This is a genomic window from Brasilonema angustatum (genome assembly GCF_059505445.1).
On sequence record NZ_JCACKO010000141.1, the window covers coordinates 131037 to 154521 of the forward strand.

The following is a 23485-nucleotide window of genomic DNA, read 5'->3' on the forward strand; positions in this document are numbered from 1 at the left end:
GTTTAGTTTAGCAATACTAGCACTCAAAGACTACTCGGGTTTCTCTATTAATAAATCGTGTTTCAGCAAAGCGTTTACTGCTTTATTGATAAAATCAAAACTCATACCTGCTCTATCTGCGATATCCAGTAAGGTGTGATCGCCGTCAGACAAATTCAGAACCCACAACATTGCTAGTTCTGTTATTTTTGTATCCGTCTGTCCACCAATTGCACCATATAAACCCCTTTTCCCCAACTGCGGTTCACATTTTGGATTTTGGTTTAAGTATTTTTTGTTGTTTTCTAGAATATGTAGAGTTGACAAGCACTTGGAGAATGAATCGGCGAGGAACTGAGGTTGTACGAAATCCAAATTGTCTGCTGATGTATGATATTCAGGATAACAGCTGTGCGGCGTTCTCATGAAACAACCAACAGGTAAGTTAAATGCTGGTGAACAAAACTGCCGTTCGTCATAGCCATAAGGAAAGAAATCTATGATGTCATGATCTTGACGAGAATGTTTGAGAACATGAGTCACAGCTTTATCAATTTCAGCATCACCTCGACGACTTTTTTTATAAGTAGACTTACCGGAATCTCCTACACAAGTTAAAACTAAACCGTGTTTAATATTGTGAACCTGACTTTCATTTAAAGAAAGCCAAGTAATGGAACCGATAGTTCCTGGAATAAAGAGAAATCGATAAGAGTATGAAAGGTTTATTTGACTGAGATATTTTGCCAGAAAAGTGGAGAGTGCAATCCCAGACAGATTATCATTACAAAGTGATGGATGACAAGCATGGCATGATATCAGCACTTCGTCTGGTTTGTCTCCTTTGAGGTAATACTCGCCATATGTCAGATAACCATTCTCTAGGGAAGAATCAATGCACACCTCATACTCTTCATCTTCTAATTCCAAGAGTTGATTGTGACTTAGACAAAAGCCCCAGCTTTCTTTATAATAGGAAGTCCGATAAGGAATCCAATCAGGGTGTTCGGGTAGGGTAAATAGATGTTTCTTTAGTCCCTCTAAAAGTATCTTTTGGTGAATAGGCACGCTATAGTTAACAACATGCAAGTTTGATTTATTAAAGTCTAGAATTTTTTCTCCTTTTGAGTTTTTAATATAGGCATCTTTAATATTCCACTCTCTGGGAACTGTCCAATCAAAGACTTGAGTACCAGTAGGTACTTCATGCTTAGTTAATTCAATATGTTTTGAAATCCAATGTAGCGTTTCTCGAAAACCATTGCCAGTTATACTACGGCAAATAGGATATAATTCGGAGATAAACTGGTACATTTTGTGGCTAACTTCATTTGGGTTAACCTTCTGCTTAAGATCAGTTATATTCATGTTTTTCACCTTTTATAAAAATTATTAGTTGCCAAATTTCATTCAGCTTGTTTGCATGTACGGTTAACATTTCCCATCAAAAAATGATAATTAATATTACATTAAACACTATTGTTATTTCGCTTGTTATTTCGCTTTTGGTACTGGGGAGGTAGAACTTCCCAACACTCGTTACCAGGCAGGCTGAGCCTGATAACGAGAATACAGAGGTTCAGCCTCTTGTTGAGAGTTGCACAAGCTCTCAGTAATATAACAGTAAGAGTAGAGTAGGCGAGCTAAAAAACGACTTTACGACAATAAAAACCTTCAGCATACTTACTAGGTGCATTAGATTCCATTCCTCGCACTCTGAGAATAGATAAAAATGTTTCTTTTGTAAACCATTCTTTGCTATTTTGTGATGGAAAACTGTCAAGAATATACTTGATTTTGTTTTGGTAATTTTCTGGATTTAAATGAACAAAGAAATTAGGATTTCCTAAATCACCATCGTATTTAGGTATTTCATATTCTAGAATAAGATGATTTCTAAATGTGTTCCAAGTAAAATCAGAAATTAAGCGATGATCTTGATGCAAATCATGGCGGTAATGAGTAAAAATGATATCTGGGTTATAATCTCGCTTTAATTGCTCGAAAAAGTGTTTCACTTCACTTCCCAAGAACGGCAAAAAACCATCTTGAAATTGTTGTATTAATATTTTTTTATTTTGTACTTTTTCTAAGAACTTATTTGCACTGTTATAAGCTTCCTTTTCTCTTTGTACATTGGAACTAAAAACAACCCAAGAAAATATAACATTTGGGTACTTTTCTATCAATCTTAATATTGTGCCTCCACAACCAATTTCTATATCATCGCAATGTGCACCTAAACACAAGACTTTATAATTTAGATCACTTTTTTTGTCAAAATCAAATTTCAGCATATTGCGAATTATGAAATGCTAGGGAATACTTCGGCTTAGAGACTTACTAAAAACAGTAATGACAGTAGATATCTCTTGAGGATATCTACTGTCATTACATTAATATTTACTTTTAAGCTAAACTCAGTGGCAGAGAATGATTTGCAACATGGTGAATCGGGGTATATTCTAAAGATTTTCCCTTTCTTTCAAGATGCTTCCAAACTGCCCAAGGAGCCTTGCCTTGACAATACATATCGTCTAACTGCTGTTGCTCTTTGAAAGTATCCATACAAGCCCAAAAACCGTTGTATTTATAAGCCACTAGCTGTTGTAATTTCATTAATCTTTGAAATGGTTCTAGAACCAATTCTTCTCCAGGCTCCATATATTTAAAAATATCTTTATGAAATACAAAGAAGCCTCCATTTATCCGAATACCAGCATGTTTTACATCTTGGATATCCGTGACTAAACCATTTTCTTGCATTGAAACCAAATGGAAACTTTGAGATGGTTTTACACAGATAAAACTAGCTATTTTCTCATGCCTATAAAAGTCTTCAATAATGTCAGGTAGATGTAAATCTGTTAAACCATCACTATAATTCGCTAAAAAGACCTCTTCTCCTTCTAAATATTCTTCAATTGCTTGCAATCTTTGACCAATATTTGAATTCAATCCTGTATCAACAAAAGTAATATTCCAATCCTCAATATCACTATTGACGAGTTTTATTTTTTTACCTCCCTGCTGCAAAGTAAAATCATTGGAAGCACACTCATCATAATTGAGAAAATAATTCTTAATAACGTCTGCTTTATAACCAAGACACAAAATAAAATCCTTGTGTCCGTAGTGGGCATAGTATTTCATAACATGCCACAATATTGGTCGGTAGCCAATATGAACCATAGGCTTAGGAATATTGGTGGAATATTCTCTTAGTCTTGTTCCTAAACCACCACAGAATAAAACGACTTTCATGGTATTTTCCTTTTTATTATTGTTCTTTTTAACTAAACTAAACTCTAATAGATAGTTGGTTCAAGGGTAGACACTGACTTCAGGAATGGGTACAACAAACTGACAACCCCAATCACGTACATATGACATCTGCGACATGATCTCGTTTTTTAAATTCCAAGGTAAAATCAGCAGATAATCTGGTTTTGTCTCTTGGATTTTGTCTGGATGAAAGATGGGTATATGAGTTCCTGGTAAGAATTTGCCTTGTTTGTATGGGTTACGATCTACAGTGTAATCGATGAAATCTTCTCTGATTCCACAATAGTTCAAAAGGGTATTACCTTTACCAGGAGCACCATAACCAGCAATTGATTTGCCTTTTCGTTTTGCCGAAATTAAAAATTCCAAAAGTTTGAACTTGGTTTCCTTAACTTTCTTGGCGAATGAAAAATAGTGTTCTATGTTGTTAAACCCAGCCGTCTCTTCTTTAGCTCTGAGTTCTATCACCTGCGGACTAATAGATTTAGAATTATCTTCTGCATGACAAGCATAAATTCTCAGAGAACCACCGTGAGTTGACAGTTCTTCTACATCAAAGATGGCTAAACCGTGCTCTGCAAAAATCTTTTCAACTGTCAGCAACGACAAGTAACAGAAATGTTCGTGATAAATGGTATCAAACTGGTTTTCCTCCATTAGTCGCATTAAGTGAGGAAACTCCATAGTTATAACACCTTTCGGTTTGAGTAAAATTTTAGCACCTGCGACAAAATCGTTTATATCAGGTACGTGAGCCAGTACATTGTTAGCCGCTAATAAATCGGCTTGCTTACCAATAGCAGCCAATTCATTTGCTGTGTTTTTTCCAAAAAACTTTACAACTGTGGAAATGCCTTTTGTTTTTGCTACCTCAGCGACATTAGCCGCTGGTTCTATACCTAGAACCGGTATTCCTCTTGATACAAAGTATTGCAACAAGTAACCATCGTTACTAGCTATTTCTACCACTTGACTTGAAGTGTTCAACCCAAAGCGAGCTATGACTTTTTCAGTATAATTCTTGGCGTGTTGTAGCCAGGAGTCAGAGTAAGACGAAAAGTAAGCATACTCGCTGAAGATATCCTGCGGACTGACATATTCCTGAAGTTGAACCAAAAAACAGCGATCGCATACATACACGTGCAGCGGATAGAAACGCTCCATTTGGTTTAGCTGTTCAGGTGTCACATAGCTTTCACAAAGCGGTGACATTCCCAAATCAACAAAGGTATGCTTCAATGTTGACCCACAGGCTCGACAGTAACAATGATTCACGATTGTACTCTTCTGTACGTAGGGCTTTAAAGTTGTTTTACTCATTGATTTCAAATCCTATAGGTAAACCCAGGTTATGTAAACTACCTTTGCTGACTGACTAGAAAACTTTACCTCGTAACGAATTACTCTCGCACGAAAACTGCTTGCAATATTGCTTTAATTGTGCTGATGCGGTAATACCGCAATTGTTCTATGTAATAACAGTGTGTACCTTGTCTGTTTGCGATCGCGTCCTGGAAAATGTATGACTTAACGTATGAGTTCGACAAACTACACACTATTTACGCAACTTTACTAAATGCATACTGTATTCAAATTTATAGGTCACTTAAATATTAACAGGTTATCAGTCATCAATTATCAATTTGATAACCTGTTTTTTATAACGATTGACTGTTTTTATCTCTTGACTCCAACGAGATTGTGTGTATTTGCTTAGTAAGAAAATCGCTATATTTCCTTTGAATGAGGTCAAAGTAGCTGACTTTTCTTTAAACATTATTTTTGCATTAGAGAATAAAATAATGTTGACTTATCCTACTTTTTGCCCTTAGAATTTGAAAAAAAAGCAAGCACTTTTTGCAATATTTTCTTGATTATATTGATAAATTGCTTTCCAATACTTAGGCTTTTCTGCCTTTTCTTAGTTTTTGATTAGTTAAAAATATAAAAATATTTGAATTTTAGGTTTTTGCTCAAGAATTTAACATATCTTCAACTTTGCCAGAGATTTTTGACAGGGATTTGATATAAATTGTTGATTGTACGGAAACCCACTTATTAGAGGCATTTGCTGTTTTTTTGATTTTTCTGTCCACATTGCGTAAGTTGATTGAGACAATTTAATGTATAAATAACAGATAAAAAGCCAGAAGTATTCTGGCACGCAAGCAGAGGAAACCCAGAAATATCGGGTTTTCTTAAGACAGTGTTTTGTTTCTAAGCCCTATGAGCACGCTAAAGGCAGACGTGTTCGTCCATCTCGAAACAAATCTTTTTCCTTTTGCATAAAATATTCGCATGCGTCCTTTTTGGTCGCAAAGCAAAAGTTTTGTAGAGAAACATCATAAAACATAAATACCCTTTGCCCTTTGAGTTCTGACGAACGATGAAATCCCTCATTTATAAAGTCAATCTTAAATCCCTAGATATGTTTTGTAGGTTGGGGAGAACAGCGCTCTATATCCGGTTTTCCCGACAGAGGCGACGGGCGTTCCCGGAGGGCTATCGGGGAAGACTTCCGCAGATCGCTGCGATAGCCCAATGGCGTGCTGCAGGCATAGATCACCAGTTCCTTATGGCGGGAAACCCGCCTCATGCGGACTGGACTCACCAGATGCTTCAACGGTATCGATAGTTTCTTATATAGGGAAAACCCTCGCACAGGTTCCCCAAGTGAGATGTTGATGTTTTCTTTAGAAATCAGTTATGAAATTTTCCAAGTCGATCAAACTTAATTCCAAGAATTAAACTTTTTTCAACACGTAAAGTGTGAAGAGTTCTTGATGTTAATGGTACGTGGAGGTTCGATTTTCAGTTTATGGCCAGGCGTTCACTAAAAGCATCTATCTTAGGGATTCAAAAAGCCAAAAAGGCATTTCAAGTTAGGGAATGGACGCAAGAATATTTAGCAAGTGAAGTTGGGCTGGAAACTCGGCAGCCAATTTGGAAGTTTTTTACAGGTAAGCCGATTGAGCGTCAAAACTTCATGGAAATTTGCTTTCAACTTGGTTTGGATTGGCAAGAAATTGCTGAACTACCAACTCAAAACCTAGCAACGGAAAACAAACAAACCTTGAACGACTGCTGGGATATCAATACCTTAGTGCAAGTCGTGCGATCGCGCCGGAGCGATAAAATTCAAGCTCAATGCGCTACTATGCGGTTGTTAGATATTGCTCAACCAATTGAGCTAAAAGACATTTATGTCAACGTTTCTATTCTCAATAGCATAACAAGCCAAAGATGGTTAGATATCTTTGAATTGCAAGACTTTGTTCAAGAATTTGACCGCTTTGGTTTAGGTGAAGTCTCTCAAGAACGGGTTAGCGCGATGCTCTCAGTTGCAACCTATCCCAAACTGATGATACTAGGTAAACCAGGATCTGGGAAAACTACCTTTTTGCAATATATCGCCCAACAATGTAATCAAGGCAAGTTTCTATCAGATAAAGTTCCGATTTTTATCAGGCTGAAGAACTTTGCTGAGGATGCAAGAGAAACAGGCGACTTTAGTTTATTGAACTATATCACTCAAGAGCTTGCCTACTTCGACATTTGCGACCAGCAAATCCAAACATTACTCGCTCAAGGTAGACTGTTGATTCTACTGGATGGCTTGGATGAAGTTCGAGAAGATGATAGCGCCGAAATCATCAAAAAAATTCGCAAGTTGTCTGAGGAGTATTACAAAAATCAGTTTATTATCACCTGTCGAATTGCTGCCCACCAATACCGATTTGAGGGATTCACCGAAGTTGAGATTGCTGATTTTGATTTATCCCAAATCGAAACCTTTGTCCAAAAATGGTTTGTTAACATTGGTCGGCATACCAGAGAAGATGGACTCGCCAAAGCTCGTCAGTTCATGCAAAAGTTGGAGTTATCGGAAAATCAGCAAATTCGAGAACTAGCGGTGACGCCGCTTTTGCTCAATCTGGCTTGTTGTGTGTTTCAAACTCGATTAGACTTTCCCACAAGACGAGTCGAACTTTACAGACAAGGATTTCACATTTTGCTCAACCGCTGGGATGAAGCAAGAAACATTAAACGCGAAAGAACTTGTAGTCATTTGTCTTTAGCCCATAAGCTCAAACTGCTCAGTGGGATTGCTGCTACCACCTTTAAGCAAGAACGTTACTTTTTTACAAAAACCAATGTCCAGCAATATATCGCGGATTATCTGCGTAATTTACCCACTGACGAAGTTAAGTCGGAAGTACTGCAACTTAGTACTCAAGCAGTACTGAAATCATTTGAGGCACATGGACTACTGGTGGAGCGGGCGCAGGGAGTTTACTCATTCTCGCATCTAACTTTTCAAGAGTATTTAACAGCGAGAAGTATTGTTACTCATTCTGAACCAGAGATAGTAGAAGAGAAATTGCTCTCACTGGTTAACCATCTCAATGATCCCCGTTGGCATAAAATCTTTTTACTTACGGCTGGTATGTTGGGAAATGCCACAGAATTTCTAGAGTTGATCAAACAACACGCTGATGGACTTGTGGGTTTTGATGAGCAATTGCAGGAGTTTTTTATCTGGCTTAACCAGAAGTCGGTTTCAGTTAAAGCTCCTTACAAATCTGCGGCTATTCGTGCCTTTTACCTTTCACTAGTCCTTGTTGAAGATCTAACATGGAGCGATAATCTAGCTTTCCCCCTTGCCATCGACCCGAGCATTGCTGATCATCTTGCCCCGGATTTAGCCATAGATCTGGCTCTTAGCCGTGCACTATCCCTAAGCCAGACTCTACCTTGCAATTCGCCTCTGGAACGAGTTTTTGCCCTCAACTTTGCCCTTCCGCATGAGGAAACTGTTGTCAGTAAACCTGAATTGCAGCGCGCACTGCAACAACTCAAAGAAGAATTACCTATGCCAGACAAAGGCACACAGAGGTTAAAGGAATGGTGGAACGCCAATGGTAGTCAGACTTGGGCGAAAAAATTGAGATTTGTAATGCTGAGATATTGTAATATCGGTCACCAATGGCAGTTCAGCGAGCCGCAGAAGAAAGCGCTTAAGCAATATTATGCTGCTAACCAGTTACTAGTAGATTGCCTCAAAAGCAGTTGTGAAGTCACTGCCTTTGTGCGAGAGGAGATTTTGGAAACGTTGTTGTTACCTGCCACCAGAAAATCCACTTATGTATTAAAAGATTACAAATGTGCTGATTTTTATCAGTACGGTGCTTGAGCGAACTCGAAACTAGAAACAGAGCAAAGTTATACGTTAAGTCAAACGTTTTCTTGGACGCGATCGCAAACAAGACAGTTGCAAACTGTTCTGTGGTTAATAAATACAAACAAATTACGGTGGTGCCAACACAGGGGTGCGCTGCGGGTATAGCAAAGAGCAGTTAGCGGGTTTTCTCACGCCAGTCTGCCCAAGTTGAATAATCCGCAAAACAAGGGCTGGCTCTGGTTGAGCAAACTAACGTGGCGTTTGGGGGGCAAGGCTACAAAATTTGCACTAACTTGGGAGGTCGTTTGCAAAACTTAACTTTGCCATCTTCTAGCTTCAGTTCTGAACTGTTTGGAAATAGGAAGGCAATTACAGTCAAGGGTAAATTTTTCTTTCTGGGAGATCAAAAGATTTTTATCAAAGGAGTGAGCTACGGTCCGTTTTCCACCGGCACGCATGGTCACCCCTTTCCAGAAAAACCTGTTGTGGAGAAAGACTTTGCCATGATGGCACAGTTGGGGGCTAACTGTCTACGGGTCTATACTGTTCCACCTGATTGGCTTTTGGATCTCGCTGCTGCTCATGGTTTAGTACTGCTCGTCGGCATACCCTGGACTCAGCATGTCGCCTTCCTTGACTCCTCTGCTGTCAAAGCAGAAATCCGTAACTGCATTGCCACCGGAGTTAAAGCCTGCCGAGATCATCCCGCCGCCTTTGCCTATTTGGTGGGCAATGAAATTCCTCCAGATGTTGTGCGGTGGCACGGTCAAAAACAGGTTCGTGCTTTTGTCAAAGAGTTAATGGCAGTAGCAAAAGACAACCATTCAGAAGGTTTGGTTAGCTATGCTAATTATCCCTGTACTGAGTATTTAAATATTGACTTTACGGACTTTGTATGCTTTAACGTCTACCTCCATCAGGAAAAAGATTTTCGCCGCTATCTATCCCGACTCCATAACTTAGCCGAGGATAAACCTCTGGTGCTGAGTGAGTTCGGCGTTGACTCTATGCGTGAGGGAAACCAAGCCCAAGCTGAGATTCTTTCTCAGAAGTTGTCATCAAGTTTTTATATGGGGGCAGCAGGGACGATAGTCTTTTCCTGGACTGACGAGTGGTTTACTGGCGGATATGCAATTCAGGACTGGGCTTTTGGTTTGGTTGACGCCGAACGGCTCAAGAAGCCTGCGTTCGACACCGTGCAGCAGTATTACACAGCACCTCTGCCACCAGTGCAACCTGAGTATCCTAAAGTCTCAGTGGTTGTCTGCGCTTACAATGCTGAGCGCACTATGGACAGTTGTTTAGCTTCTCTCAAAGAACTCAACTACCCCAATTATGAAGTCATCGTCGTCAATGATGGCTCAAGCGATCGCACTTTAGAAATTACACAGCGCTACGACTACCTCCGCCTGATTAGCCAGGAAAACAAGGGACTAAGCGCGGCACGCAACGTCGGCATCGCCGCTGCAACGGGCGAAATTATTGCCTTTACCGATTCTGACTGTATGGCAGATCCAGATTGGCTCACCTATCTGGTGGCAAAGTTTCTCGGATCGGATATCAGTGCAGTCGGTGGTCCAAATTTATCTCCTCCTGAGGACTCACTTGTTCCTGCCTGTGTTGCTGTCTCTCCGGGCGTACCAACCCACGTACTTTTGAGCGATGAGGTTGCCGAACATATTGCTGGCTGCAACATGGCTTTTCGTCGAGAGGCGCTACAGGATATTTGTGGCTTTGACTCGCAGTTTCGTGCTGCAGGTGACGATGTTGATCTTTGCTGGCGATTGCAAGACAAAGGTTACACAATTGGCTTTAGTCCTGCCGCAATCGTATGGCACTTTCGCCGTAACACCGTAGCTGCATATCTTAAGCAGCAACAAGGTTATGGTAAGGCAGAAGCGCTTGTTTATTTTAAGCATCCCTACCGCTTTAACCTTCTGGGACAGCCCAGTTGGGCTGGGAGAATTTACGGAGATTTATCTGCATTTCTTCGTTTTGGGCAACCAAGTATTTATTCTGGTGTCTTTGGTCGCGGTTTGTTTCAAACGCTGTATGAGCCTTCCTCGTCCCTCATTTCTTACCTTCCTCTGACACTGGAGTGGAATGTGGTGGCTTTGATCGTGTTTGCGTCTGCACTCTTGTCTCTTGATCGCCCCTGGGTAGGTGCAGCAATGTTCTTAATTTCTTGTGTCTGGTGTATAGCTGGTGCCCTACAGGCGCGGATTGACTCGCGTTTTCACGGAGTCAGGGCACGCTTACTTGTTGCTCTGTTAATCTACCTGGGTCCTCTTGTACGTAGTGTAGAGCGCTACCGATGGCGTATTAAGCAACTCACCAAAGTAGAGCCGATAAAGTTTGATAGACCGTAAATATAGTGATTTTGATTTTAATCTAATACATCAGGGAATACAGTGGTGTTGGATATGGAAGCAGTTTCTAATCAAAAAACTCAAAAGCTCACTCAGCAGGGGTTGGTAAAATTTGTTCAATCAACGCACAGAATACATATTTCTTGGCGCGCTTGTGCCTATGAGTTGTCCTACTGGACAGAATTCGGATTGGAGAAGGAGAACCTTCTTCAAGAGGTCATGGATTTCCTGCTCTCCTACAAGTATTTCATCACTGTCGATCAAGGCTGGAGCAACTGGGATTTGGAGATTTCTCGGGGGATCTGGTCAAAAATTCAGGTTAAAGTGTGCACTGAAAACCACGGCGGCAACAAGAGAGTGCTGAGGGTGCGTTGTGCACCAAGGATGTCACAGTTTGCCACAATGGCCATAATTGGATATTTTCTTTACACAATCGTGGCAATCTTTCTCGGAATGCCAGAAATAGCTTTAGTCATATTTTTACTCGGTGTACTCAATGGCACCACTATCTTATATCAGAACTTCCGTCTGGGGCGTACTCTCTACCACGTGCTAGAGATTATCGCCAAAAAAATTCATCTCCAGCCAATACACGCAAAAAGCACTCAGTCTGTCGTGCGAAGTTTACAGCCAGAATGACTACCGCAAAGTCCACTATTGATTTGAATATCCATCGACGGTTGCTACTCCAGGCAAAACCGTACTGGTCGCAAATTGTAGGTACTTTCCTGCTTGATCTTGTGTCAACTCCCTTGTTTCTGCTGACGCCTTTGCCGTTGCAGATAGCTGTTGACAATGTCCTCGGATCTCGACCGCTGCCTCGATTCTTTGAAGCGTTGCTGCCAGAGATTATCAAGAGTTCCAAGACAAATTTGCTTGTATTTGCTGTCAGCCTCGTGGTGCTGATTGCCCTGGTACGTCCGCTTTTAGGAATTGGCAGTGCATTACTGCGATCATATACAGGCGAAAAAATGATTCTGGATTTCCGATCCCGCCTGTTCCACCACGCTCAAGGCGTCTCACTTTCTTACCACGATATCAGAGGAACCTCCGACTCTGTATACCGCATTCAATACGATGCCCCTGCCATTGAATGGATCACAGTTGAAGGCATCATACCCATATTGATTACGGGTTTTACCGTTATCGGAATGGTCTATGTCACTGTGCTAATTGACTGGGAGCTAGCAGTGATTGCACTAGCTGTTTCACCTATCCTCTTTTTCGTCACAAAAACTTACAGTGGGCGTCTGCGCAGCAAATGGCTAGAGCATGAACACATGGCAAGCACAGCCATGTCGGTCATGCAGGAAGTGCTGGGAACACTTCGTGTTGTCAAAGCATTTGGCAGGGAGGAGTACGAAAGGGATCGTTTCTTACGCCACTCCAAAAAAGCAGTTTGGGCACTTATCCGCGTTACCTTGATTCAGAATGTTGTCACCTCTGTTGTGAACTTGAGTATTGCAGTGGGAACAGCTGTCGTTCTTTTCACGGGTGTACGACACGTCCAAACAGGAATTTTGACCTTGGGGCAATTGCTGCTAGTAAATTCCTACATTGTACAGTTATACGGACCGCTGCAATCTCTTGGCAATCAAGTGACAGGACTGCAACGTTCACTCGCTAGTGCAGAAAGAGCTTTATCACTACTCGATGAACCACTAGATGTTCTTGAGCGCAACAATGCTAAACAACTTTCTCGCGCCCGAGGAACCGTCGTCTTCCGTAACGTCTGCTTTGGTTTCAATAACAACCAACTAGTTCTGGAGGATATCTCCCTTGAGATTCCAGCAGGAACGCGCCTAGGCATTGTCGGGAGAACAGGTGCGGGCAAAACAACTCTGGTCAACTTGCTGATGCGTTTCTTTGATCCCACCAGCGGTCAGATTTTGCTTGATGGCTTGGATCTGCGTGACTACAAGCTGGCTGATTTACGCAATCAGTTCGCGATCGTCCTTCAAGAGCCTGTACTCTTCTCGACCACAATTATCGACAATATCGCCTATGCCCGCCCGGAAGCTAGCAATCAAGAAATTATAGCAGCGGCAAGAGCGGCTAACGCCCATGATTTTATCTCGAAACTACCCCAAGGCTACGAAACTCAGGTGGGAGAACGGGGTATGTCCCTCTCCGGTGGAGAACGTCAGCGCATTTCACTTGCCCGCGCCTTCCTGAAGAATGCCCCCATCCTGATTCTTGATGAACCCACCAGTTCAGTTGACACAAAAACCGAAGCTGCAATCATGGAAGCAATGGAACGCCTTATGCATAAGCGCACCACCTTTATGATTGCTCACCGCTTGACCACACTGGAAAACTGCGACATGCTCCTAGAACTTGAGAATGGACGAATCGTTAGTGTGACTAAAGACGTGTCAACGGCAATTAAGAACCGGCTTGCACTTGGTGAACACTACACCAACATTAACGAGGATTCACAGGAGCTTATATGAGCGTCACAGTCTGCCTCTACGCCAAAACCCTCTATTATCCCACAGGCGGCGGTCATTTGTGGGTCTATCTCAACTGGGCTTTAGGACTACGTGCCCTTGGTTGTCAGGTGATTTGGCTGGAGGCAGTTTTCCCTTGGACAACTGCACCAGAAGTGCAAGCGTTGGCAACTGCTTTGAAAAATAACCTAGAGCCATATGGCTTAGCTGAATCGGTAGCGCTTTGCTCTACTGTTGATCAGCCATTACCTGGAACTGTAGAGAGTGATTGCTTAGATCTCGAAGCCGCAACTGAAGCAGATTTGCTGCTGAATATGAGCTATGGTATGCCCTCCGATGTCGTAAAGCGCTTCCGGCGAGCAGTCTTAGTGGACATCGATCCCGGTCTGCTACAAACCTGGATCAGCGCCAGAACTCTAGAAGTCGCGCCGCACAACATGTACTTCACTATCGGCGAAACAGTCGGTAAACCAGGAACCCAAATTCCAGACTTAGGACTGGAGTGGCATTATACACCCCCATGCGTGGCACTGGACTGGTGGCCAGTGTATCACCCACAAGAGGATGCACCATTCACCACCGTGTCACACTGGAGTGCTTACGAATGGATGGAAGATAAGGGTGAGGTTTACGCTAACGACAAACGAACTGCCTTCCTGCCATTTTTGAACTTACCACAGCACACAAACCAGGCCCTAGAATTAGCGCTTTGCCTAGCAGAACACGAACAAAATGAGCGAACGATGCTGCGAGAAAGAGGTTGGCGCGTTCGCCACTCCCTAGAGGTTTCATCCACACCCCAGGACTACCAGCGTTACATTCAGAACTCCCGAGGTGAGTTTAGCTGTGTTAAACCATCCTGTATTCGCTTGCAAAACGCTTGGATTAGCGATCGCACAATCTGCTATCTAGCCAGCGGTAAGCCCGTCGTCGTCCAGAACACCGGTCCAAGCCAGTTTCTTCCAGATTCCGCTGGACTCTTTCGCTTCAACGATTTGGAGCAAGCAAGCCGCTGTTTGGAGAAGATAGCCGCTGATTACGAACAACAATGTCACTTAGCTCGTGCACTCGCAGAAAAATACTTTGACGCGCAGAAAGTTACTGGACGTTTACTGGAAAAAGTCTTGATCTAATATCAATATATTTGTCAAAAAAAATACTTATTTTTCACTCTTTTCTTCTTGGTGTTTTTGGCATCTTGGCTCTCTGTCCTGAGCCCTATGGCTAACGCCACGGCTAGCCCCTAAGGGGGCGCTGCGCAAACGCATATCGGGCACGGCCCCGTGCCGAACGGACACGCTGCGCGAACATTTTATAAATTAAGTTCATACTCGTAGGTTTTTAAGTATAAAAAAGCATACTATATGAGGTGAGTAGTGGAAAATTCCGCAAGCACTAATCAAGCAAACCAGCACACCATAGCAATTTTAAGTTTTCATAAAATTGGTCAGCCACCTCCCAATGGTTGGGAGACATGGTTCTATATACCAGAAACGACATTTGTTGACTACTTAACCTACCTCCAGAAAAATAACTGGCAAGTTATCGACCTAGCAACCTTTGTGCAAGGTCTTATTACGCCAGATATCTTACCCAAACGGTCTGCGCTGCTGACCTTTGATGACGGCTATCAGTCGATGCTAACGACTGCACTTCCCTTGTTGCTCAAATTTGGATACCCCGGCGTCATCTTTGTACCAACTGACTTCATCGGAGAGCATAACTCTTTCGATACCGACTGTGAACCCGAAGAACCAATCTGTACTTGGGATGAACTGCATGAACTAGAGCGTTACAATGTTTCGGTTCAACCTCATGGAGTCACACATCGGGCATTTTCCTACCTATCCCTTGCCGAACAGGAAGAAGAACTGTCCCGCTCCAAAGCTACCCTAGAAGCTGGGCTGAAAAAGCGCGTCGATGTCTTTTGCTACCCCTATGGAGATGATGGACGAGATCCCCAAGCCATCAAAAAAGTCCTGCAGCGAGTTGGATACCAAGCAGGCTGCTTGTATGGCGGTGATCCTGTTTCTGTAACGGAGGCAAACGCCAATCCATATCGTTTACCTCGCTTAGCAATGGGACCAGATACTGACCTGCCAGCAATCTTGGAGCCAGAAGCAGTTCCCTCTGCTATTTTCCAGTTATAGGTACTAGCCGTCACCAACTGCATACACTTGTGAGTACGAAAATATTTCTCCTTCACTCCCTCACTCCTTCACTCCCTCTTTTTTTCTGCGTTCTTAAAGTGAAACGGTATCAGACTTTTCGCTGCTCCCTCTGCGGTTTTTTCATTCTTTAGAATCAATATCACTTCTATTTTCAAGCTAGCCATTTACGAGAAAATCTCAAAACCAAGCATGAAAATGTTTTTCCCCTAAACCCTTACGCCCCTACACCCCTACACCCATTTTCAAATCAGCCACCAATGTCTTCAAAGCTCCGCATCATCGTCACAGGACTCGTCGGCTTATACCCAGTCGGCGGAGTCGCTTGGGATTATCTACAGTACATCATCGGTTTGGCGCGGTTGGGACACGATGTCTATTATCACGAAGACACGTGGAGCTGGCCATATCATCCGCTCAATAAAACCTATACCTCGGACGGTAGCTACTCAGCCCAGTATATTAGAGATTTTTTCAACCAGTACGCGCCAGAACTGCTCGAACGGTGGCATTACCTCCACCTCCACTCAACCAGCTTCGGAATGAACCAGGCAGATTTCGACGAGGTTGCACGGACGGCTGATGTCTTCCTAAATGTCAGTGGAGCGTGTATAATTCCCGATAACCTCTCGTCGCACTGTGTAAAAATCTTCCTCGACACAGATCCAGGTTATAACCAGCTTATGCTCAGTGAGCGCTTCGCCTGGTCAGAGAACGTAGAGCGGTGGTGTGCTCAGGTAGCTGCCCATGATCAACACTTCACCTATGCTGAGAATATTCACAGCACAAAATGCATCATTCCAAAGGTAGATTTTGAGTGGAAGACGACGCGGATGCCAGTTGTCATGGATTTGTGGGGGCAAGTCGCACGAGTCCAACCGCCCCAGACGGAAGCTTGGACGACAGTCATGACTTGGAACGCGTTCAAGGGAAAGCTGGTTTACAAGGGTGTGGAGTATAAGAGCAAAGGAAGTGAGTTTGAGAAAGTGCTTTCATTGCCCCAACACACGAGTGTACCGCTGAGAGTAGCCGTAGGTGGTGTCAATGCTCCACTAACGCGGTTAGCAAACGCAGGCTGGAATGTGGTTGATGGACCAACCGTTACCTTAACACCGGAAAGTTATCAGAAGTTTATTGCCAATTCACGTGGTGAACTTTCGCCTGCTAAGCACGTTTACGTCGCAATGTCTAGTGGTTGGTTTAGTTGCCGTTCTGCTTGCTATTTGGCTGGTGCTCGTCCTGTTATTGTTCAGGATACTGGCTTTACTGACGTCTTTCCAGTGGGAGAAGGTCTTTTAACCTTCACAACCCAGGAGGAAGCTGTCGCTGCTATTCATAATATTGAAAAAAACTATACATTACATGCAAACGCAGCACGTGATATTGCGTATGAATATTTTGACTCAGAAAAAGTTTTGACAAGTTTTATAGAGAAAGTGAATGAATGACTAGGAATTTTAGATTATGTCTGAAAGCAAAGTTACTGTAGCAATACCTACCTACAATCGAGCCTCCTTACTCAAACTCAGTCTTGAGAGTGTTTTGGCACAGGATTATCCAGACTTTCGCGTCTTGGTTCTAGACAACGCCTCCGATGACGAGACAGAGGCAGTTGTGCGCTCGTTTGCTGAGCAGGATGGACGAATCACTTACATCCGTAATCAGATTAATATTGGTGTGCTGGGCAATTGGAACCGCGCGATCGAACTCAACACCAGCCCTTACTTAACAATCTTGAGCGACGATGATTTGATGCTGCCAGGATTGATTAGCGAATCTGTGCGAGCATTAGACGAGCATCCGCAAGTAGGTTTCTCGTTTGCCTTAGTCAGGTTAATCGATGCTAAGGGTAATTTATTAGACCTCCAACGTACTGGAAAGATGCCAGATGGGGTGATCAACGGTCTTGATTTCCTTGAACTGACTGTCTCCTGGCAGGCTTGTCCTGTTTATACCTCAAGTATTTTTCTACGGAAGTCAGCGCTGGCAGTTGTTGGACCGTTTGACAGCCCTCACACGAAGCATACCTTCGACTTAACGATGATCTATCGGCTGGCGGCGCACTTCGACATCTTGTTCTTGCGCAAGGAACTTGTTCAGGTCCGCCTGCACCCAGGACAGATCACAGAGACTGACTGGCGCTATGACCGCAATGGACCGATTGGCGTGATGGCTGAAGCAGTTGATGCTGTTAGTTACCTATTGGAGAGCGATCGCGCCGCAGATCCAGAATATCGCAAATGGTTAGCAGAACGCCTCCTCGCCCTTAACGCGCGACAAAGCGAATTTGCACACTTGGCTTTGCCATATATGCACCATACCTGGGAAGAACGATTACAGTTCGCAACCCAGGAAGTCGCGAAGTTAATAGCGCCAGAGGACAGCTTTATCCTGGTTGATGATGGGCAATGGCAATATGAGGCGATCGCTGCTGGGCGTGCTATTCCTTTTATCGAAAAAGATGGGCTGTATTGGGGACCACCAGAAGATGACACAACCGCTATCGAGGAAGTTGAGCGGTGGGAGCACAAGGGGGTGAAATTTATCGTCTTTGGCTGGCCATGCTTCTGGTGGTTTGATTACTACTCCCGATTCTACCGTCACCTGCGCTCTCACTACCGTCGTGTGCTCAAGAATAGCCGTCTCGTCGTATTCGACCTCCAGTCATGAAACAGACTTTACCACAGTTATTACAGAAAAACGTCGATTCAGTCAGCCGTCTGCGAATCGTTGTCCTCGGCTATATTGTGCGCGGACCTTTAGGGGGTATGGCTTGGCATCCTCTGCAATACGTTATGGGTTTAGCTAGCCTGGGTCATGACGTGTATTTTCTTGAGGATAGTGATGATTATCCCTCTTGCTACGACCCGGCTCGCGGCTTTACGGATACTGATCCGACCTATGGCTTACAATTTGCCAACAGCATTTTTGAGCAAGTCGGATTGGGCGATCGCTGGGCATATTACGACGCCCATACAAACTCCTGGCTAGGATCATGTGCTGACCGAATCGGGGAAATTTGTGCAACAGCCGATTTGCTGTTGAACATCAATGGAGTTAATCCTGTGCGTTCTTGGTGGGAAGAGATTCCTGAGCGCGCTTTAATTGAAGGAGATTCGGTTTTTACCCAGATTCGACACCTAAGCGATCCAGCCGCCCGCAAGCAAGCTTGTCGACATACAGCTTTCTTCTCCTGTGCAGAAAACATCGGTCTTGCCCAATGTTCTATTCCCGACGATGGGTTTCCCTGGCAACCCACACGTGTACCAATTGTTCTAGATGCTTGGCCAGTCACACCTTTTGTGCCAGATTCCCAAGGCAAATTTACAACGGTTATGCAATGGGAGAGTTATCCAGCACGGGAATACAATGGTATCTCCTACGGCTTAAAGGCAGACTCATTCGCTTCCTATATCAATTTACCAGAGCGGGTAGGATCTATTTTGGAGTTGGCAGTGAGTGGAGCTAAGACACCCAGCAACTTGCTTGCAAGCAACGGTTGGGAGTTACGGGAACCACCAACCCAGACTCCTTGGACGTACCAGCAATACATTCAGCAATCCAAGGCAGAATTTAGCGTGGCTAAGCATGCTTTTGTGATTAGCAACTGTGGTTTGTTTTATGATCGTAGCGCTTCTTATCTCGCCAGTGGTCGCCCTGTAGTGATTCAAGAAACAGGCTTTTCCGATTGGTTACCAACAGGAGCAGGAGTGATGCCATTTCGTAATCTGGAGGAGGCGATCGCCTCAATTGAAGAGATTAACAGCCGTTACGAGTTTCACTGCCAAGCCGCCAGAGCAATTGCGGAAGAATATTTTGACGCCCGCAAAATTCTATCGCGTCTGATTGAATGCATAATGAATTCTACAGCAACTCCAGCCGCAAATTTGATCGAAAAATCCTCGTGACACTTCCAAAACTTTGAACAAGTAGCCACCAGATGAGTTATGTCCAAAAATTACCTCTGATGGCAGTAGTTCTTGAGCAGGGAGAAAGGATACAAAATCTTACACTGGCAAGGGAGTAGTTACGCCAAATCAATAGCCATCACCCGTGAGGTTTTTATGATGGGGCACTACCAAAAAAAGAAATTTAAAACTGGAATTCAATGGCTAGCGTGGTCAGGGGTTCTAGCTGCGCTCAGCGCTGGCGGCTATTTAACCTACTTCCTAGTTATGAATCGACCTCCCGAACCAGTCGCAGTAAGCTTGCTCACGGTGAACCGAGGCAATATTGAAACCACAATCAATGAGAGCGGTACTGTTGAACTACGCGAACAGAGGGTTGTCAAGTCCCCAACAGATGGTGCAGTGGAACGGGTATTGGTAAAGCCAGGGCAGAAAGTCAGGTCTGGTCAAGTGCTACTCAGCTTGCGTTACCCTGAGCGAAAAGTTGCTATTGCCAAGCATGAGTTGGAGATTCGGGAACAGGAACTTACTGTGACACGCAATCGTGAGAAAATTGTCGAAGCCCAGCAGCAGCTTAGCGCTGAGGAACGGGAACTCCGCAAACTTTCATCCCTGGTCAAAGTGGGAGCTGTTGCTGGGCAACAAGTCCAAAAGCAGGAAGACACAGTGCGTGCAGACCAGGCTAAAGTGCGAGATACTCAGGCAGATGCACGTATCAGCGCTCTCAAGCTTGAGAGCCTGCAACTGGAGCGCCAACGCATTCAGCAGCAACTCAAAGATACCATTGTGAGTGCACCCTTTGATAGCGCAGTTTTGGGTGTTTATGTCAAGGACGGTGATGGAGTTCAGTTCCGCACTAACTTGCTCACTTTAGGCGACCTTAAGGAAGTACTGGTCAAGCTTCAGCTTTCCACCCTCAACGCAGCCCAAGTCCGGGTTAACCAAGTTGCCCGCGTGAATGCGATCGGACCATCAGCACAGAAGTTCACCGGACGTGTGCAAAGTTTGTATCCTCAAGCACTCACACCTGAAGAAACTCAGAAACAGGAGGGCGGCAGCCAAAACCAATCGACTCAACCGGTGGTGCCTGCAACGGTGCTGCTTGATACCCCTACTAGCAAATTGATCCCTGGTAGCCGGGTTAATGTTGAGATTGTTTTAGAACAACGACAAAATGTAGTCGTTTTGAGTACAGAAGCGATTCAACGCTCTGAACCACAGCCCTTTGTCTGGGTTCGGGATAGTCAAAATAAAGCCCAGAAACGAACCATCAACTTGGGATTGGAGGGGCTAGTAAGCGTAGAAGTGACCTCTGGTTTGCGTGCTGGCGAACAGATTATAGTACCGCCTGCCCAGTCGCAACTCAAGCCAGGAACACCAGTTACCCCCTCCCAGGGAGTTCAAGATTCAAAATCAGAAAAAACCTCGCGGGAGTTTGAAAATCCAGCAGCTTTGGCTCTTGTGGACAAGACAAGTGCTCGTAATCACGCTGTTTTAGCAATTTATGGCAAGATTAGAATATCTTGAGGAGATCATATTGAACTAGCAGTCTCCCTAGCAGCTTCTCGCAGCCGCTCCACATCGCGCATCGGTGGTGCACCGAAGAGCCGCTTGTACTCTCGGTTGAAGTGCGAAGCGTCCTCGTACCCCACACGGTAGGCAGCACTGGTAGCATCAAGGTTTTGCCCCAGCATCAGACGGCGAGCTTCCTGGAGCCGCAGTTGCTTCTGGAACTGCAAAGGACTCATTGCAGTGACAGACTTGAAGTGATGGTGGAAGCCCGAGACGCTCATTCCTAGATCTCGGGCGATGCTTTCAATCTTGATCGGCTGGTTAAAGTCTTTACGAAGGCGATCAACAGCTCTGGCAATGTAGTGAGTGTAGCCAGCGAGAACAGCAATCAGACGGAGGCGATTACCTTGCTCTCCCATCAGGAGTCGGTAAATGATTTCCCGCTTAATCAGTGGTGCAAGCACATGAGCTTCAGCTGGGGAATCTAGAAGCCTGACGAGCCGCACCACAGCGTCCAACAGATTTGCATCCAATGGACTTACGTCTATTGCTTTGACATTGGCACGGCTTTGTGATAACGGATAGCCTGCCTCGACCATGACTGAACCAACAAGAACAGGGTCGAGATCGAGGCGAAGGCTAAGGTACGGCTTCTCTTTGGATGCCTCCAGAATTTGGCTGACAACCGGAAGTTCGGCTGTAGCCAGAAGATAACGCATCGGGTCGTATTGATAGCGATCGCTGCCCAGAAGGACTTCTTTACTGCCCTGAGCGATCGCACAAAAAGCAGGGACAGAGACACCATGACAAGATTCTGTAGGCGAAGAGGAGCGTTTGAGGTGCAAACCTTTGAGCGGTTCAATTGTCCCATCATGACGAATAACCTGTGCAATAGCGAGAGTCAGTTCCTCTCTGTTGGCTTGCGCTCTCTCTACCTCGCGCTTTGCCTGCTGGTCGTTCATTAAATCCATCGCGGAATTTTCACTTGTTTTGGCAGCATTCATTTCTAATTTTGCAGGATTGTACAACAATCTTAGACGATTGTCATATTGCTTGTCCTTCAGAATTCATAAAATGAAGCTAAAGCAATGAAAAATGATTCCGGCTTCTTGTAAAAATTTTGGATTTTTATTTAAGAAAAAACTCAGTTTTTATTGGGCAAGTCTCTTGGCTGCTAGCAACCAAAAGGACATTAAGTGAAGGAATAAAGAAAATGGATATCAAATGAAGTGGCTCAGAGCCTTCCGCTAAAGGATCGGCCCAGTATTTTAGCGGCACTGTCCGCATTGACCCCCTGTTCAAGGCAAGCGAACACTATTAATTTTACACCAATGGAGAAAAACAATGCAAAAACGCAAACTTGGAAATAGCAATTTGGAAGTCTCGGCGATCGGTCTTGGCTGCATGGGAATGAGTTTTTCTTATGGTCCACCCAAAGACACCCAGGAGATGACCGCTCTGCTCCGATCCGCTGTTGATCGTGGCGTTACATTCTTTGACACCGCCGAGGTCTACGGCCCCTTCCTAAACGAAGAGCTTGTGGGTGAAGCCCTCGCTCCGTTGCGCGATCAAGTGGTGATTGCCACCAAATTTGGGTTCGACATCAGCCCAAATTCCGATCCTCGCGGCATGAAGGGTTCACCCGGATTGAATAGCCGACCGGAGCATATTAAGGAAGCCGTGGAGGGCTCACTCAAGCGGCTTAAAGTTGAGGCGATCGACCTGCTCTATCAGCACCGGGTTGACCCAAACGTGCCAATTGAAGATGTGGCGGGAGCGGTGAAAGACCTAATTCAGGAAGGTAAAGTGAAGCACTTTGGACTTTCTGAAGCAGGAGTGCAAACGATTCGTCGCGCGCACGCCGTTCAGCCGGTCACTGCTCTCCAGAGCGAATACTCGCTATGGTGGAGAAAGCCTGAAGCGGAAGTGATACCGACGTTATCGGAACTCGGAATCGGCTTTGTCCCGTACAGCCCGCTGGGCAAGGGCTTTCTCACTGGCAAGATCGACGAAAGCACGACCTTCGACAGTTCCGACTTCCGCAGCACTCTGCCTCGCTTTACGCCGGAGGCTCTCAAGGCGAATCAAGCTCTGATTGATCTGCTTGGCAGCATCGCAGAACAGAAGAAGGCGACACCTGCTCAGATTGCGCTCGCCTGGCTGCTGGCCCAGAAGCCGTGGATTGTTTCGATCCCAGGCACCACGAAGCTGCATCGCTTGGACGAAAACATTGGGGCAGTCTCAGTCGAACTCACGCCCGACGATCTGCGTAACATCGATGACGCCGCCTCAAAGATTACGGTGCAAGGAGCTCGGTATCCCGAAAAGCTGGAGCAAATGACCGGTCGCTAAGTATATCTCACCACAAAAAGGGATCGGAATTTTAATTATGGTAGGTTGGGGAGCGTAAGCTCCGGGAGGATCTGCCTCGTGCCGGCTCTAGCCTTGGAGCAAAGCGCAACCCAACATGAAATCTGAGATTTCCAATCCTAATTTATGAAAAGCTGTACTAAGTATGCCGAAGCTTACAACGGACGAGCAACAGTCCGTCTTATACAAAAAAACTATCCAGCGGTAATTATCCCTCTTCTGTCACTTTCCGGAGTAAGCAAGTAGTAAATAAGTTAAATTA

General features: G+C 44.5%; 17 protein-coding genes. 12 read left to right on the forward strand and 5 right to left on the reverse strand.

All coding sequences use genetic code 11. From position 1 onward, the window contains the following. Positions 1 to 30 precede the first annotated feature (30 nt). The 4 genes from AC5JM2_RS28000 to AC5JM2_RS28015 form a co-directional block, all read right to left on the reverse strand. On the reverse strand, positions 31 to 1347 hold the full coding sequence (locus AC5JM2_RS28000; RefSeq protein ID WP_495838161.1) for a DUF4910 domain-containing protein: 1317 nt from the start codon (positions 1345 to 1347) through the stop codon (positions 31 to 33). Between the two features lie 275 nt (positions 1348 to 1622). Continuing rightward, complete coding sequence (locus AC5JM2_RS28005; protein ID WP_495838163.1) at positions 1623 to 2276, reverse strand: PIG-L deacetylase family protein; 654 nt, start codon at positions 2274 to 2276, stop codon at positions 1623 to 1625. Between the two features lie 112 nt (positions 2277 to 2388). Next, positions 2389 to 3243, reverse strand: a complete 855-nt coding sequence (locus AC5JM2_RS28010; RefSeq protein ID WP_495838165.1) for a glucose-1-phosphate cytidylyltransferase — start codon at positions 3241 to 3243, stop codon at positions 2389 to 2391. A gap of 60 nt (positions 3244 to 3303) precedes the next feature. Then, positions 3304 to 4584, reverse strand: coding sequence for a methyltransferase domain-containing protein (locus AC5JM2_RS28015; protein WP_495838167.1), 1281 nt, complete (start codon positions 4582 to 4584; stop codon positions 3304 to 3306). Between the two features lie 1066 nt (positions 4585 to 5650). On the opposite strand from AC5JM2_RS28015, the gene AC5JM2_RS28020 reads away from it, so the two are divergent. The 11 genes from AC5JM2_RS28020 to AC5JM2_RS28070 all read left to right on the forward strand — a co-directional run bounded on the left by AC5JM2_RS28020 (position 5651) and on the right by AC5JM2_RS28070 (position 20868). Next, positions 5651 to 5899: a hypothetical protein gene (locus AC5JM2_RS28020; RefSeq protein WP_495838169.1), complete on the forward strand. Its 249-nt coding sequence runs from the start codon at positions 5651 to 5653 to the stop codon at positions 5897 to 5899. Between the two features lie 183 nt (positions 5900 to 6082). After that, the gene (locus tag AC5JM2_RS28025) at positions 6083 to 8458 is read left to right on the forward strand and encodes an NACHT domain-containing protein (protein ID WP_495838171.1); all 2376 of its coding nucleotides are present in this window, start codon (positions 6083 to 6085) and stop codon (positions 8456 to 8458) included. Between the two features lie 293 nt (positions 8459 to 8751). Next, positions 8752 to 10815, forward strand: coding sequence for a glycosyltransferase (locus tag AC5JM2_RS28030; protein WP_495838173.1), 2064 nt, complete (start codon positions 8752 to 8754; stop codon positions 10813 to 10815). Positions 10816 to 10869: 54 nt separating this feature from the next. Further along, positions 10870 to 11454 carry a hypothetical protein gene (locus tag AC5JM2_RS28035; protein ID WP_495838175.1) on the forward strand — a complete coding sequence of 195 codons (585 nt, stop codon included), beginning with the start codon at positions 10870 to 10872 and terminating at the stop codon, positions 11452 to 11454. Further along, a complete protein-coding gene (locus tag AC5JM2_RS28040) occupies positions 11451 to 13268 on the forward strand; it encodes an ABC transporter ATP-binding protein (protein ID WP_495838177.1) in 1818 nt (605 codons plus the stop codon). The genes AC5JM2_RS28035 and AC5JM2_RS28040 overlap by 4 nt, the downstream gene beginning before the upstream one ends. Beyond that, positions 13265 to 14398 carry a glycosyltransferase gene (locus AC5JM2_RS28045; protein ID WP_495838179.1) on the forward strand — a complete coding sequence of 378 codons (1134 nt, stop codon included), beginning with the start codon at positions 13265 to 13267 and terminating at the stop codon, positions 14396 to 14398. The genes AC5JM2_RS28040 and AC5JM2_RS28045 overlap by 4 nt, the downstream gene beginning before the upstream one ends. Before the next feature lie 243 nt (positions 14399 to 14641). Further along, on the forward strand, positions 14642 to 15415 hold the full coding sequence (locus AC5JM2_RS28050; protein WP_495838181.1) for a polysaccharide deacetylase family protein: 774 nt from the start codon (positions 14642 to 14644) through the stop codon (positions 15413 to 15415). A gap of 278 nt (positions 15416 to 15693) precedes the next feature. Next, positions 15694 to 16881: a hypothetical protein gene (locus AC5JM2_RS28055; RefSeq protein ID WP_495838183.1), complete on the forward strand. Its 1188-nt coding sequence runs from the start codon at positions 15694 to 15696 to the stop codon at positions 16879 to 16881. 16 nt (positions 16882 to 16897) lie between these two features. Beyond that, entirely contained in the window at positions 16898 to 18103 is a 1206-nt protein-coding gene (locus tag AC5JM2_RS28060) for a glycosyltransferase family 2 protein (RefSeq protein ID WP_495838185.1), read from the forward strand. Next, positions 18100 to 19341, forward strand: coding sequence for a glycosyltransferase family protein (locus tag AC5JM2_RS28065; protein ID WP_495838187.1), 1242 nt, complete (start codon positions 18100 to 18102; stop codon positions 19339 to 19341). The genes AC5JM2_RS28060 and AC5JM2_RS28065 overlap by 4 nt, the downstream gene beginning before the upstream one ends. A gap of 156 nt (positions 19342 to 19497) precedes the next feature. Beyond that, complete coding sequence (locus AC5JM2_RS28070; RefSeq protein ID WP_495838189.1) at positions 19498 to 20868, forward strand: efflux RND transporter periplasmic adaptor subunit; 1371 nt, start codon at positions 19498 to 19500, stop codon at positions 20866 to 20868. Between the two features lie 5 nt (positions 20869 to 20873). On the opposite strand, the gene AC5JM2_RS28075 is transcribed toward AC5JM2_RS28070, so the two are convergent. Beyond that, entirely contained in the window at positions 20874 to 21857 is a 984-nt protein-coding gene (locus tag AC5JM2_RS28075) for an AraC family transcriptional regulator (RefSeq protein WP_495838191.1), read from the reverse strand. Between the two features lie 340 nt (positions 21858 to 22197). Here AC5JM2_RS28075 and AC5JM2_RS28080 point away from each other — a divergent pair, with 340 nt between their 5' ends. After that, positions 22198 to 23205 carry an aldo/keto reductase gene (locus AC5JM2_RS28080; RefSeq protein WP_495838193.1) on the forward strand — a complete coding sequence of 336 codons (1008 nt, stop codon included), beginning with the start codon at positions 22198 to 22200 and terminating at the stop codon, positions 23203 to 23205. Positions 23206 to 23485: the final 280 nt, after the last annotated feature.